This is a genomic window from Methyloglobulus sp. (genome assembly GCF_040079455.1).
In the GTDB taxonomy this organism is placed as follows: Bacteria; Pseudomonadota; Gammaproteobacteria; order Methylococcales; family Methylomonadaceae; genus Methyloglobulus.
Window position 1 is genome coordinate 21,159 of record NZ_JBEBKJ010000003.1, and the last position, 13,669, is coordinate 34,827.

A 13,669-nucleotide genomic window follows, 5' to 3' on the forward strand; every position below is an offset into this window, starting at 1 on the left:
AATGCCGAAACTCGGCGTATTTATTATAGACAAGCAAAGCTCAGACTAGCTTACTTAAGCAATTAGTGGTGCGAATGGGGAGACTCGAACTCCCACAGGCTGCCCTACTGGAACCTAAATCCAGCGCGTCTACCAATTTCGCCACATTCGCACATGATCGAGCCGTGCATTATAGTGGTTAGCAAGATTGGCAACAAGCGATAACTTCCAAATTTGGTAGTTAGGGTGTTCAACAAGCAACCGACACCTTAAATCCTAACTGGCGAATTTCTTCCGCAACAGCACTCAAAACATCGGGTAATAAGGCTGCCAATTGACTGGCCTCCGGCTGCATGGAAGGTCTTGCCAAGGTATAAAGCAAGACTTCCTTAATGTTAGTCGTTTTACTGATTATTTTTAAAGCATCTAAATACGCCAGCTTTTCTTTAACAGCCAAGCCCTGTCCTGCATAATCAAAAAGGCAGGTTTGTAATTTTGTTGTACACAACTCGGATGAGATTCTGATATTTTCCAGGCTGCTTTTAACCGATTGTGCGGTTTCGTTAAAAATCGCCCGACCTTCCTTGGTAGCACTATCAAACTTAAACCACACCTCACCACCGAAACTGTGCAAGGCTCTCAGCCCTTCTCTGACTTTTTGCTGGTGGATCAAGCTGCCATTGGTAATCAGGACAAAATTGCTTTCTGGCAACACCCCTAGCTCTGTTGCAATATCGCCTATCATATTGATAAAATAGGAAAAATTTTTAACGCTGGTCGGCTCACCATTACCTGAAATTGCTATGTCCTTAATGATGCGATTATCCGCATCCACTTGAAAGCGCTGATAGAAATCACCATGCTGAACATCGTTAAGGAAATACTTCAATTCATCTTCAAGTAAAGCCGAATCCAGATCAGGCGCTACACCCTTTATTAAGTCTGGCACTTGGCAATAAATACAACGCCAGTTACAGGCATTGTTGGTATTGAAATTGATGCCCACGGACAAGCCGCCCGCCCGCCTGGAAAGCACGGGGTAGACGCATTTAAGCCCAGCTACATCGCGGTCGTGGTTGGTGGTTGTTAATGGTAATACCATCTAATTTTTATAGATTGTGGGGAGTACAAGCCCCAACAATTGGGGCTTTGATGTGTTGGGGCTTGTACTCACCTACGAGATGCCCAACACACAAGATAATCCGTCCTTGTTCAAGGTCGTTTGTTAAGAAACAGGAAACATTTCTAAAATAAAAACAGTTGAAGTACTCCTCACAAAAGGCATAAAAGACCGTCAACGGGCTGATGGGTACTACTTTCGCTATCGCCGCATCGGTTAATGAATTCGTTGACGATGCTTCGTCCGCATGAATGAGTGCCTGGACATGAGTCAGGGTACGGGGCAATATTTTTCTTTTTGATAGCCGTTGTTTTAAATAAACTCGCTATTATTCTGTTAATTTGCCCCGATATTTCTTTGATGACATGCCTTAACTCTAAGCATCATTTGGTTAAAATGTCTACTTAAGAGATTACATTAATTATCCATCAATGCACAGATGTTAGGGTACTAGCGACCCCGCCGATACATCAATTTTACGATTGGCGGGATTTTCTAAGAGTACTGATTGAATTCTCTTACATGCGTGTACCAACACTGTATTTAACATTACCACTTGCCATCACTTTGGTTATCTCTTTTTTAGATGGCAAGTTTCGGACACATCAAAGAGGCCTTTAATTCACTTATTCGGCCCAACTGTGTTATTTCCTTTAGAAGGGTATGTTACGATGCCTTGGTGGTTACCCGTAACCGTATTGTTCATGATAATATTTCCATCCGTTTTATCGTTGGCAGTATCATCCCCAAGATCTAAAAGTATACCAAACCCTTCATTCGAATAATTCGGATCCTTACCTCCATTATTTGTAACCGTATTGCCCGTGACAACATTCTTTTGTGAATGTATCACTACGATAACACCGTTGTGGGTGTTATCTTTGACTATATTATTGGTTACTTTTACACCTATTTGTTCTGATAGGGTGATTCCAGCCGAATTAGTCCCGCCGGAACGACCATTTTTGTAAATGATATTTCCATCAATATTTACGTTCGTTGTTGGCCCTCCTCTGGAGGCATTATCATATGAAGACTGAATGCCAGAACCCTGGTTACCATAAAAACTTGAGTTCAGGATCTGCACATTATTGACACCTACGCTATCGTGATCAGGCTCAATATCCAAACCAGTATAGGGATAGCGCCCGTTAGTGTTTCTAAAAATGGAGTTTTTGACCACTACGCCATCAGCAGAAATTATCGATAGGCCATTCCTTCGGTTATTGTCAGCAACCACGGAGCAAAAGGTGATTTTAGAAGACTTTTCGTCGACATAGAAGCCTTCTCCCCACATATCCACCGCAGCGACCCCTTCAATGACCACATTACTGGCGCCATAGATTTCAATCCCCATACCAAATTCCCCTGACTTATCACCGACGTGTTGGTCGCGTTCGCCTTGCACCTTCCCACCAATAACATTGACGTTCGATGCTTTATCAATTTTGATTATGCCATGATGATTCTGATTATTTGGTTTCGCCTTTAAGACAGCACCACTTGTCATCCGCAAAGTCATGTTGCTTTTCAGCAACAGGCGGGTAACTGCATCTATCATGTATGTGCCATTTGGAACTAAAACAGTACCACCCTTTCCAGCAACTTGGTTGATTGCAGCTTGGATCGCTGCAGTGTCGTTAGTACTGCCATTACCAGTTGCGCCTGTATCTTTGACGTTGACAACTAAGGTTGAGGTCGGTGCCGGTGCACAGCTAGAAGATGCTGATGCAGGTGTTGGCACTGATGGTGTAGGTGTAGGTGTAGGTGTAGGTGTAGCCGCGGGTTTTGGCGTAGGTGTAGGGATGTTAGTGGTTTTCAAACAGTAGGAATAACTCTTCCCATTGGTTTTCGGATTGCTATTATTTGACGCAGAAAAGCGAATTGATTCTGAAGCACCGTCCGGTAGGCTCTTGTGGCTGAATCTTCCAAGACCAATATTACGGATGTTAGCATGTAAAGAGTGTGCCGACCCCATCTCCACCCCATTCTCAAAAAACCGCAGTGTGGATCTTGTAGGAGCTGTTTCAGTGTCGGCCGGAATTCCGAACGATTTTCTAACCAAATAGGCGTAGCCGCCATCACTGGTAGCACCAGAAACATTAAGGGCCACTTTACTGCAAGCACCAGTACTGGTCACTGCAGCAGCAGCGGCTACTTGAACGGCCTTACTAGAACTGGTAGCAACAACAGCTTTGCTTGCCGCAGGAACAGCAACCGAAGTAGACGCAATTGTAAAGTTGTCTATAACATTGCCTTTTTTGCAATTCAGGTCATTGCGTCCGCCACCAGCCGGACCACAGATAAATGACCCTTTAATGCTTGCTTGAGCAAACTGTAACTTCAATGCCCCAAGATGCATAGCCCGAAAGGCAGACCACTTAGGCTTTGCACAAGTTAGCCATAGGCAAGTTCCGTCTTGCAGAAGATTTGCCCCGCCAATCCCCGCAGTAATATGAACAACACCGTGCTGAGGGTGGCTTCGCTCGTAATTACGACTATGCGAGTTGATATTTAACCTGTATTTGCTATATCGATCACCTAAAGAATCCATAATGCCCTTGAGTGTCGCCGAGCCTGGATAATGACCTGATGAATAGGCGGGCCTATGTGCCATAGTAACAATGAATTTGATGTTATTATCAGCCTGGGCTTGAGCCATAAGGGTAGCGGCTTTTGTTTTCCAGTTCGCCCACGCCCCTGTCCAAGGTTCTGGCAATGCAATAAAGCGGACATTACCGTAATCAAACCAGTACCAGTCTTCGCCTCCAGCCAAGGGTGTACCTGGAGAAGTCTGAGGATTTGGCAAATCAAAACGCCCTTTATAATTACTAAAGTTATCTTTGCTGGTTTTAAGCCAGTCTTGATCTCCCCAAACTGGCATATAGGCGGCTTCTTTGGACCATATCATGACATCGTTAAAATGCTGGTCGACAGCCGCTTTTCCAAAGGAATTACCCAGGGTAAGATCACCCAAGCCAATTACAAAAGCGGGTTTGCCATTGGCAATTAAGTCTTGATTGATACCCATATTAAAAAAATCAGAGGTCTCACCGATATCACCTTGAGCATAAACAGTGAAGCCCGAACTGCCTGAAAGTGGCACTGTTCGAAAAGTTCGTGCTGGCCCATTGCCTATCGAGTAATAGTAAAGAGTATTTGCCTTTAAACCAGTGAGCTTGGCTTCCCAGAAAGAACCTTGGGATGAGCTGGGAACAGGGTTTGGGGCTTTTGCTTTCACTTGGCTATAAGTGCTAGGTGAAAGTCCAAAGCCAATCGAGTTTTCTGACGCGGTCCCATGCCAGTCAAAGGTAATCGAATTTTTACCTGTAATAGTGTAGTGAATTTCGTCGGCCGCGAATGCCAAATTGCCTACAATAAAAGCCAAACCTAGGGGTATGTAACGAATTTTTTTCATAAAATTTCTCTGATCTCTGAGATTAAATAATGTGTTGATTAAAAAGCAAGACAAGCAATGCCAAGGTGGACATTAATCCATCAACTTAATCAGTACAGTATTAGCTAGGTGTTGATATTGCACATTCACCCCACGCAAAGCGCTGTCTAACCGGGGTGATTTTTTGTTCTGCTGAGGGTAATTGACTGTTATCGATTACTGAGTAATTGATAGTTTCCTGCAAGGGAATTTCAGTTGAATCGTTGCAATTTTTTAAGTTAATTTCGAAACCCATAGCGTCTATGTTTCTAATACCCGCTATATATGAACTGCTCTCAGTTTCAACAAAAGGTTCAACGACAACAACCGGATCAATATAAGGTTTGCTAAATTCTATTCGGGTCCAATGCCCATCCGCCATCACACTGCCTAATTCCATCGCGTTGGATTCGGCAATAAGTTGTATTTTCTGTGAAAAAAGATCTTGATCGGCCTGAGCGAGAAAAGGCATACATGTTAGAACAGCCGCTTTAACTAACATCGCAGTACGACGCTTCGCACCAAAAATTGAAAGGCAACACGTTTGGGTGATAGATTGAAACACGCTTAAATTCCTCTATAGTTATTTGGGCTGCTAAAAATTGCTAATCGAATCTTAAAAGGCTAAGGAAGCACATAAATAGTCTTTAACAATTTACTGAAGCCAATGTTAGTAAAGAAAACAGAAAGGCTTTGAGACTAACTTCACACTTTTAGCAGAAATAAAAAATGAATTTGCCTCTAATACCGTCTTGCTTTTATTAAGTGATCGCTATTCGAAAGTATTTATTGAGCAGCTATAAGAGGTTTGAAATTAACACCCAAAAATTAAGGACAGCTTAACTATGCCTTCAGAGAAGCCTCCAAAAGATCTTCTTAGTTGTTTTGGAGTACACATAAATAGGTGTTTACACTGTTTTAGTGGGCAAAGAACAGGGCTTGAGAGGATGTAAATAAATCCGTGTAACCGTTTATTTTCAAAGCCGTAGAATGCGGCGAGACAAGGAGAGAAAATGAACGACCTGATTACAGACCCAAAATTAATTTCAGCTATGGAAGAATTGGGACGCGGCTTGAAATCGCCGTCAGATTTGGCAAGGCTAAGCCGTGAGATCCTAAAGATTACGGTGCAGGCTTCGTTAAATACCGAAATGGATGACCATATAGGCTATACGAAACATTCGCCGGACGGTTATAACAGCGGGAACAGCCGCAATGGCTACAACCGTAAGACCCTGAAGGGCTTGAATTGCTATTGTCAGGTTTTTACAACAGATGTACTTTATAACCGCTATAATTACGCCACTGATATCACTTATACGCATATCCACTTAAATTATTTTATTTTAATAAACAAGCATGTATCCCCTGCCCTTTCTATTCCACCCAAAATGACTGCTTCACTAACTAACCTAGAAAAAATAGTCCGGGAAGCCGGATCAATCGCCCTGTCTCATTATAAAAACCTGGAGCACTTAAAAATAACCCAAAAAAGCCCGCGCGATTTTGTCACTGAAGCCGATATTGCCGTTGAGTCTTATCTTAAAGAGACACTTTCCAAGCAATTTCCCCAGTTTGGTTTTTGGGGGGAAGAAAGCGGCCAGAGTGAAAACCAAGCGAGCCGTTGGGTCGTTGATCCCATTGATGGGACACACTCTTTTTCAAAAGGCCAGTATTTTTGGGCTGTTAGTGTGGCTTTAGAGGTTAATCAAGAAATTATGCTCGGCGCAGTTTACGCTCCTGCCCTCAATGATTATTACTGTGCCGAAAAAAATAAGGGTGCTTGGAAAAACGGCGTTCCCATCTCAGTTTCTACCGAACAAGTACTTTCTAGTGCGATGGTTGCTACCGGTTTTGCCTGCATACGGTCTTACCTGAAAGAGAATAACTTACAACGTTTTTGTAGAATTGCCGAGCAAACAACCGGGCAGCGCCGGTTTGGTTCTGCCGCTTTAGATTTATGTATGGTTGCCGACGGACAGGTTGATGCGTTTTGGGAACAGGAACTAAATCTTTACGACATTGCCGCAGGTGCGCTCATTGCTGCGGAAGCGGGTGCTACTATCACTGACTTTAAAGGCAATAAAGGAGTTTTTCCAAAGCAGATTCTGGCTACTAATGGACGAATATTTGAACAGATATTATCACTGATGTAAGCAAAAACAATTGCAAGACAGGTGTTTTATGTTTTGAACTACCCGTAAATTTGATTTTATTTTTTGGTTACTGCTTTTGGTTTCCTGTAATTGACCTAAACTATCTATGAGACTTATATTAGCTAACCAAGCGTGTTTGATTAAATAAGTTTAAACTGAAAATCTCCCAGTTTTATTTTATATTCAACACTTAGTCTTGTAGCATTAGTCTTGTAGCATAGGATAAAGTCCCTTCGATAAGATTGTAAGGTGATACAAATCAATCACAGCAGAGAGTACAAATAGCCCAGTTATGTTGAACAAACTTGACAATATCGGCAAAATGTCCGGCGCTGAATTACAAAATCTGTTGCTTGAATTCCAAACTCGTCAATTTGAACTCGAATTGCAGAACCAGGAACTACGAACTGTGCTTGGCTGTGAGAACATTTTTTTTGAAAAATTCCCCATCAGCTTTCTAATGCTTGATCGAAAAGGCAATGTCCAACGCATCAATAATATCGCAGTCAATCTACTTGGCTGTGTTAAACAAGATATTCTTGGTGCTACGTTGTCAAATTGTATCCACCCTTCCGATAAAGTGCCTTACGAACACTATCTTGAAAAACTCGCAGCCACGCCTACGACAATAGCTTTAAACCTGAAACTTAATCGCCAGGATGGCACAATTTTTAATGTGGAGTGCCATGGTTATACCAGTATCACAGACGATAAGGAGATGTCGATGTGTCTGCTACTCAACGACATTACTGAGCGCGACCAACGCGAAAAAAAACTTTCTGATCGCGTCAAACAACTTGAAGATAAAATTCGTAAAAAAGCCGATCATCTAACCGAAAGCAATGCCGCTTTAAACAAAACGGTCAATGAGCTTAATTATTCTAGACATCAATTGCTTGAGCGTGAAGCCAAGCTTAATTCGATACTGAATGCCTCAATTGAAGGAATAGTTGTTATCGACAAAGCCGGTACTATTGTTTCTATAAATGCGGCAGTGGAAAATATCTTCGGTTATGTCGCACAAGAACTAATCGGTTACAGCGTTAATCAATTAATGCCGATAATAACAAGAAAAAAACAGGATTCTTATCTTCAAAAATACCTACGTATCTTTATTCCTCAGGCCATTGGACAAATCAGGGAGGTTGAAGGCTTGCGAAAAGATGGCTCTCTAGTGCCATTAGACTTGACCATTGCTGAATTTCCATTGGATGGTATTCAATACTATAGTGGCATTGTCCGGGATGTCAGCGCACGAAAGCGTCAAGAGCAGCAAGAAAAAGAACACCTGGAAAAACTTGCCCACGTTACTCGACTTGGACTAATGGGAGAGATGGCATCCGGTATTGCTCACGAAGTCAACCAACCCTTGTCCGCAGTCGTCAACTATACCCAAGTCTGTCTGCGTTTTCTCCAGAACGAAAACCCAGATTTAGTAAAAATTAGCGAAGTACTGTACAAAGCCAATCAACAAGCGCTCAAAGCGGGCCAGATCATCCATAGTATGAGGGAGTTTGTCAAACCCCGAAAAATCCACCGCTCCACAGTAGACATCAATGATTTAATTTACGATGCTATCGGCATATTCGAGGCAGACTTCAAACAACATTTGGTTGCCATGCGCTTTGAGCTGACCAAAAACCTGCCCAACGTATTTATCGACCAAGTACAAATAGAACAAGTCATTTTGAATTTAATCAGAAACAGTATTGATGCCCTTAAAGACCTACCGCACTTTACCCAGCGACATTTGTCTGTTGAAACCAGCTTGAGTGACTTAAATTACATCGTGGTTAGGGTCAAAGATAACGGCCCAGGATTAACGGAGATTCAACAGGAAAAAATATTAACGCCTTTTTTTACCACCAAAGCCTCCGGTATGGGTATGGGCTTATCGATCAGCCGATCATTGGTAGAAGCCCATCACGGAACCCTACATTTCAATAGCAAAGAGGATAAGGGCACCACTTTTTATTTTACATTACCTACGGAGACACCTGCCAATGGCCGAATCAAAGCCTAAGACCCTTGTTTACTTGGTCGATGATGATTTTTTTGTAAGAGATTCTTTAAGCATGTTAATAGAAATGACTGGACAAGCGATCCGGTGTTTTGAATCCGCCGATGACTTCCTAAATAACTTCGACCCCGACCAAGCCGGTTGTTTGATTCTGGATGTCAGAATGCCAAACATGACCGGATTGGAACTCCAGGAAGAACTGGTACGCAGAGACTTTGCTATCCCCATTATCTTTATCAGCGGACATGCTGATGTTCCCGACTCATCTAAGGCTTTCAGGGCGGGTGCGGTCGACTACATGGAAAAGCCATTTGACAGCGACGTCCTATTAACTCGTATGCAGGAAGCCATCCAAAAAGACCTGGACACACGGGTACTCCATGCGGAAAAACGTAAATTGAAAAAACGCCTAAGCCAATTAACGCCCAGAGAACATGAAGTGATGATTTTAGTCGTCAAAGGTCTTTCTAACAAAGAAGTTGCCAAGCACCTGGATGTAAGCAACCGCACTATTGATGTGCATAGGGCTAAAATTATGGAAAAAATGGATGCCGAAGACCTAGCTGAATTGACAGTAATGGGTATGCATTGTGGGTTGATTTGATTTTCTGATAGCTCGATACCCCCTCTAATGATTGGTGTATTTATACTATTTCAGACTGTCCAATTATAGCTGGTCTTTATAGGGTTAATTTTGGGATAAACAGATCAGTGCCTTTGATAGGCTTTTGTTGGGATATACGTACGTCAACAAGGAAAATATCGCATCTTGTGGTCAACAACAAAACAATCTACAACGACAATTGCCAAGGCTCTAGGCTATCATTGGGTCTCCTGATAGTCTAGAGCCTTGCCAATATTTCATTCGCTGGAATCCGTAAGTAGTGCCAATTTACGGATTGACCAATAATTGTTTGATCCAAATCAAGCCTTGAGTAAGGTTGTCTCGTTAAAATAAACAACAGAGCCAAATACAAGATAAATATGTTACTTTTCTTTCGGATAATAAGAAGTAATAGGATAAAAACAATAGTTGGGATTGAACGAAATGATTGATTATTACGAGATACTTGAAGTTAGCCAGAAAGCGAGTCCAGAAGTAATCAGGGGAGTCTATAAGATACTGTTGCACCGCTATAATTTGGAACACGAATCCGAAGATCAGAGTGAAATTCAGAAATTACACAATCTAAACCTTGCTTATGATGTTTTATCTGCCCCTGATAAACGGGAGGCTTACGACCATGAACTAAACAAAGCAAGAAGCGCCCTGAATGAGTTTGCATGGACACATGGCCCCGATGAATTGGCGACAGAAAATGTCCCTAAGTTAAGTCAGGTTAATTCAAATCAGGTTTCTAATAGCCCTTCAATTTTGTCTCGGTTAAACTGGAATAAATGGGGATGGACTGTATCGATTTTAGCAGTGGTCATTGTCTTAATATCAATGGTGAAGCCAGACCCTGAGCAAGCGTTACGTGGGCAGTTGGCGGTCAAATCAGAAGCTGAACGGGAAAAAATAGAACTTGAGGCTGAATTAAAAAAGACCGAAACAGATCAACAGAAAACCAATCCTGCTGAAAATAAAACAAAGTAGGAGCGAGCTATTTGTCTGAGCTTCCTTACGTCAGCACAACCTGCAAAAAATCCAAAACACGAGATTGCTATTCCTTTGATTTTGCTAACTCTAACATTTTGTCTAAAAGTAACTTGAGCTTAGGGCATTTTTTGTAAGCTTGATCAGGATTGAGCTTGCTGAATAATTCTTGACCGTTCACCACTTTTTTATAATTACGTTTGATCTGATCTTTGTAAAGACGGCCCAACAATTTCGCCGGTGGTTCGTCAAAATTTATTGTTTCCGGGGATTGAATCTTTCCTTTTGGAAATGATTTTGCAACTTCATGAGGAAATATAGTGGGGTCGCTCAATAACCAAGCTTCGACTTCGTGAACCGCGAAAAACTGAAAAAACATTGGATGGTTAACTTTACTTTCAATTTCTTTCTTTGCCCAATTATACCGTTCTTCACTTCCAATAATATGTGAAGGATAAAATGTAGGCCCATATAGATCCAGCAATGAAATAACTGCCATTATTTCGTTGTTAGCATTGCCGTTTAAATGCATTAAGGCTTTCAGTGGAGCGTCTTTAATCAGTTCCTGCCAACCTTCAAAACGAACAGTTTTAATTCCGACAGGCTTTACTAGCTGAGGGTCGAGCCATTTTTTAATAAATTGAGGTAGTGACTTTTTTTCTGTGTGTCCCTCTACAAATAAAATAAATTTCATTCCATCTGCTCCAACTCTCCCGATCTAAAAAGAGTGCCTAGCGAATATTCTTTTAACCAGTAATCAAGGTCTTCATCTCGTAAAGTCTGCAATATAGTTTCTCCATTCTCCCATTTGGCGACCGTAGTAGTAGGTCTTGTCGTACCGAAAGCATCCAGAAATTGAGGGGAATGAGTGGTCAAAATAACTTGTGAACGCGTAGCAGCCTCGATGGCATATTCGGCAATCAGTGGCAACATTGAGGGATGTAGGCCAGTTTCAGGTTCATCTATTGCAATAATGGGGGCGGGAGATGGGCTCGCTAACACAGTTAACAAAAACAGAAAACGTAATGTCCCATCGGAAAGTTCATTAGCCGATTGCTCGCGCTTTAGCGTTTTCCATCGCACACGCAATTGAATTTTTTGATCAGAGGCAGGAGGAAAAACCAGTTCGTCAAAATCGTCACCAAAAGCAGCTTTCATGGCAGAATTGATATCTCGTTTAAACTCGCGGTCTCCTGTATAAAGAGTGTGTAAAACTGAGATAAGGTTTTGACCATCAGGGTCTACCCGTTTTTCCAGGCGAGCTATAGATGGCTGTCGAATAATAGCATCTTTGTTAACGTGCAAATCATGATAGACCGCTATAGAAGCCAGTTCTCGCTGAAAAGGCGGTATAAAATGATTGCTGACAAAAGGTCCCGAAGCGATTGCAAGAAGGCTTTCTTCATCCGAAACAAATTCTTCAGCCGTTACGAAGGCTCGTTCATTTTCATCAAAAATGACAGCATTCTTTGCTATTCTTTCTAAGAATTTAAACGGTTTCTTTTCGTGACCTTTTCTTTGTTTGTGAGAATTTGCTAGAAGTTCTTTATCGATCCTATATGAACTTCCTAATCCCAATCGAGCTAATTCCAATTCGTAATGTTCAGGCCCTAATTCACCTCCAATTGGTGATGTTTCCAAGGTAAATTTAATTGAAGTAGCTGTACCATCCCAAACTATCGGCTCCATTCCGCCTAATGCTTGAATATATTTTCCCAACCGACCTTGAGCAGATACTGAAATGAGTTCCAAAAAACGCAATAAATTAGATTTTCCGGTTCCGTTAGAGCCGATAACCACGTTGAGATTACCTGGTGACCAATTTATGTTTTTGAGAGAACGGAAACCTTCTATATTTAGCTGTTTGATTTTCATTAATTTTCCAAACTTAACAAGCATTTGTTTTGGCTTGTTTCAAAAATCTGTATGTAAGGGCGGGTCGAGACCCGCCTTACCAGGTTACTAACCCTTCAACGCCTTCAAAACCTCCTGCAGCATCTTATTGGCATCACCAAACAACATCCGCGTATTGTCTTTCACAAACAAAGGATTGCCGACCCCGGCATAACCCGAAGCCATACTGCGTTTCATGACGATGGTGGTGTCGCCTTTCCAGCATTCCAGCACGGGCATACCTGCAATCGGACTGTTAGGGTCATCCAATGCGGAGGGGTTAACGATGTCGTTGGCACCGATGACAATGCTGATATCGACCTTATCCCAGTCTTCATTAATTTCATCCATTTCGTAGACGATGTCGTAAGGCACTTTGGCTTCCGCTAGCAAAACGTTCATGTGCCCAGGCATACGTCCGGCAACCGGATGGATACCGAAACCGACTTTTTTGCCTTTATCACGCAAGAATTTGGTGATTTCGTTGACGGTATGCTGTGCTTGGGCAACCGCCATACCATAACCAGGGATAATCATGATGTTTTTGGAGTCCATAAGAAGCCGGGCTGTTTCTTCGGCATCTATCGGATGGACTTCGCCCTCGATAATCGCAGCTTCCCCGCCGGATGCTGTACCGAAACCACCAGCAATTACGCTCAGGAAGTGGCGGTTCATGGCACGGCACATGATATAGCTCAAGATTGCACCGCTACTACCAACGAGTGCGCCAGTTACAATCAGCAAATCGTTGTTTAACATGAAACCGGTTGCCGCTGCTGCCCAGCCGGAATAGCTGTTAAGCATGGAAACTACAACGGGCATATCCGCACCGCCAATGGCCATTACCATATGGATGCCGAATAACAGGGCAATAACGGTCATAATGGCTAAAGGATAAAGACCGCCGCCGCTCTCTGTTTGATGCAGGAATATGCCGCCCAGGACGATTGCCCCTATCAATAAACCCAGATTAAGCCAGTGACGGGCAGGCAACAACATGGGTTTGCCACTGATTTTTTCGCTGAGTTTGCAAAAAGCAATAACCGAACCTGAAAATGTGACTGCTCCGATCAAAATACCTAAGTAAATTTCAACTTCATGGATGGTTTTTTCTACCCCAGTCAACGTTAATGAAGTATCCATAAAATTGGCATAACCTACCAAGACCGCCGCCATGCCGACCAGGCTGTGCATGATGGCGACCAGCTCAGGCATTTGCGTCATCGCCACTTTTTTTGCAGCAAACAAACCTATGGAACCGCCGATAACGAGCGCACCAACCAGGATTCCGTAAGAAGTTACTGCGCCGCTGAGTACAGTGGCAATAATGGCAATCGCCATACCTAACATGCCGTAATAATTGCCGCGACGGGCGGTTTCCTGGTTACTTAATCCACTTAAACTTAGAATGAACAGAATGGTGGCGACGATGTAAGACATCGTGACTAAACTTTGAGACATTGTTGTT

The 13,669-nt window shown here is 42.5% G+C and carries 10 protein-coding genes, 1 tRNA gene and 1 pseudogene; 5 read left to right on the forward strand and 7 right to left on the reverse strand.

Going from position 1 to position 13,669, the window contains the following annotated elements; all coding sequences use genetic code 11:
- Positions 1-66: 66 nt before the first annotated feature.
- The 4 genes from ABL924_RS01310 to ABL924_RS01325 form a co-directional block, all read right to left on the reverse strand.
- Positions 67-151 (reverse strand) — tRNA-Leu (locus tag ABL924_RS01310).
- A gap of 78 nt (positions 152-229) precedes the next feature.
- Positions 230-1,081 (reverse strand): radical SAM protein, encoded by an 852-nt coding sequence (locus ABL924_RS01315; protein WP_349025259.1) that lies wholly within the window; start codon positions 1,079-1,081, stop codon positions 230-232.
- 640 nt (positions 1,082-1,721) lie between these two features.
- A complete protein-coding gene (locus tag ABL924_RS01320; RefSeq protein WP_349025260.1) occupies positions 1,722-4,517 on the reverse strand; it encodes a right-handed parallel beta-helix repeat-containing protein in 2,796 nt (931 codons plus the stop codon).
- Positions 4,518-4,617: 100 nt separating this feature from the next.
- Positions 4,618-5,100 (reverse strand): hypothetical protein, encoded by a 483-nt coding sequence (locus ABL924_RS01325; protein ID WP_349025261.1) that lies wholly within the window; start codon positions 5,098-5,100, stop codon positions 4,618-4,620.
- 487 nt (positions 5,101-5,587) lie between these two features.
- Here ABL924_RS01325 and ABL924_RS01330 point away from each other — a divergent pair.
- From ABL924_RS01330 to ABL924_RS01350, 5 genes and pseudogenes are all read left to right on the forward strand, one after another.
- Positions 5,588-5,767: pseudogene (locus ABL924_RS01330) on the forward strand (transposase); the annotation flags it as partial.
- Between the two features lie 159 nt (positions 5,768-5,926).
- Positions 5,927-6,691, forward strand: coding sequence for an inositol monophosphatase family protein (locus ABL924_RS01335; RefSeq protein ID WP_349025334.1), 765 nt, complete (start codon positions 5,927-5,929; stop codon positions 6,689-6,691).
- 292 nt (positions 6,692-6,983) lie between these two features.
- Complete coding sequence (locus tag ABL924_RS01340) at positions 6,984-8,714, forward strand: PAS domain S-box protein (RefSeq protein ID WP_349025262.1); 1,731 nt, start codon at positions 6,984-6,986, stop codon at positions 8,712-8,714.
- Entirely contained in the window at positions 8,695-9,315 is a 621-nt protein-coding gene (locus ABL924_RS01345; protein ID WP_349025263.1) for a response regulator, read from the forward strand. The genes ABL924_RS01340 and ABL924_RS01345 overlap by 20 nt, the downstream gene beginning before the upstream one ends.
- Positions 9,316-9,759: 444 nt before the next feature.
- The gene (locus tag ABL924_RS01350) at positions 9,760-10,308 is read left to right on the forward strand and encodes a DnaJ domain-containing protein (RefSeq protein ID WP_349025264.1); all 549 of its coding nucleotides are present in this window, start codon (positions 9,760-9,762) and stop codon (positions 10,306-10,308) included.
- 67 nt (positions 10,309-10,375) lie between these two features.
- Here the strand turns inward: ABL924_RS01350 and ABL924_RS01355 are convergent, their stop codons facing one another.
- The 3 genes from ABL924_RS01355 to pntB form a co-directional block, all read right to left on the reverse strand.
- Positions 10,376-11,002 carry a DUF4276 family protein gene (locus ABL924_RS01355; RefSeq protein ID WP_349025265.1) on the reverse strand — a complete coding sequence of 209 codons (627 nt, stop codon included), beginning with the start codon at positions 11,000-11,002 and terminating at the stop codon, positions 10,376-10,378.
- The gene (locus ABL924_RS01360; RefSeq protein WP_349025266.1) at positions 10,999-12,183 is read right to left on the reverse strand and encodes an AAA family ATPase; all 1,185 of its coding nucleotides are present in this window, start codon (positions 12,181-12,183) and stop codon (positions 10,999-11,001) included. Before ABL924_RS01360 ends, ABL924_RS01355 begins: the two co-directional genes overlap by 4 nt.
- A gap of 87 nt (positions 12,184-12,270) precedes the next feature.
- On the reverse strand, positions 12,271-13,662 hold the full coding sequence (gene pntB / locus ABL924_RS01365; protein ID WP_349025267.1) for a Re/Si-specific NAD(P)(+) transhydrogenase subunit beta: 1,392 nt from the start codon (positions 13,660-13,662) through the stop codon (positions 12,271-12,273).
- Positions 13,663-13,669 lie beyond the last annotated feature (7 nt).

Coding starts and splice junctions, on each gene's coding strand:
- ABL924_RS01315 (WP_349025259.1), bottom strand. CDS start 1,081: ATGGTATTACCATTAACAACCACCAACCACGACCGCGATGTAGCTGGG.
- ABL924_RS01320 (WP_349025260.1), bottom strand. CDS start 4,517: ATGAAAAAAATTCGTTACATACCCCTAGGTTTGGCTTTTATTGTAGGC.
- ABL924_RS01335 (WP_349025334.1), top strand. CDS start 5,927: ATGACTGCTTCACTAACTAACCTAGAAAAAATAGTCCGGGAAGCCGGA.
- ABL924_RS01340 (WP_349025262.1), top strand. CDS start 6,984: ATGTTGAACAAACTTGACAATATCGGCAAAATGTCCGGCGCTGAATTA.
- ABL924_RS01345 (WP_349025263.1), top strand. CDS start 8,695: ATGGCCGAATCAAAGCCTAAGACCCTTGTTTACTTGGTCGATGATGAT.
- ABL924_RS01350 (WP_349025264.1), top strand. CDS start 9,760: ATGATTGATTATTACGAGATACTTGAAGTTAGCCAGAAAGCGAGTCCA.
- ABL924_RS01355 (WP_349025265.1), bottom strand. CDS start 11,002: ATGAAATTTATTTTATTTGTAGAGGGACACACAGAAAAAAAGTCACTA.
- ABL924_RS01360 (WP_349025266.1), bottom strand. CDS start 12,183: ATGAAAATCAAACAGCTAAATATAGAAGGTTTCCGTTCTCTCAAAAAC.
- pntB (WP_349025267.1), bottom strand. CDS start 13,662: ATGTCTCAAAGTTTAGTCACGATGTCTTACATCGTCGCCACCATTCTG.